At 40.9% G+C, this 482-nt stretch carries 1 protein-coding gene; it reads left to right on the top strand.

Features of this window, described 5'->3' with window-relative positions; all coding sequences use genetic code 11:
• A partial coding sequence (locus tag B7725_RS00030) for a Cna B-type domain-containing protein (RefSeq protein WP_142357337.1) occupies window positions 1-482 on the top strand: 482 nt, incomplete at both ends.

A 482-nucleotide genomic window follows, 5' to 3' on the forward strand; every position in this document is an offset into this window, starting at 1 on the left:
TACACTGTAACAGAAGAAGCCGTAGCAGAATACGAATCAACTATTACAGACTTTACCATCACAAACAAATATGCTCCTAAAGCAATCGACTACAAGGTAACAAAAGTATGGAAGGATGCGAACAACCAAGACGGCAAACGTCCTGAGTCCGTAACGGTTCAACTTTTCAAATCTGTAGATGGATCTAAACCAGTAGCCGTTGAAGGTAAGAAATTGACCTTGACAGCTAAGGATAAGACGGACGCTAACACTTGGGTAGCATCATTTACAAAACTTCCACAGTACGAAGCTGGTAAAGAGATCGCTTACTCAATCAAGGAAGTAGATGTACCAGCTGGTTATGAAGCCTCTGTGACTGGTCAAGTAGTGACTAACACTCACAATCCGGATACAGTTATCCTTTCAGGAACTAAGGTGTGGGATGATAACAATAACCAAGATGGTAAACGTACAAGATCTGTGAAAGTTCAAATTCTTAATGG

The sequence above is a fragment of the Streptococcus oralis subsp. tigurinus genome (genome assembly GCF_002096275.1).
GTDB classification, from domain to species: Bacteria; Bacillota; Bacilli; order Lactobacillales; family Streptococcaceae; genus Streptococcus; species Streptococcus oralis_CN.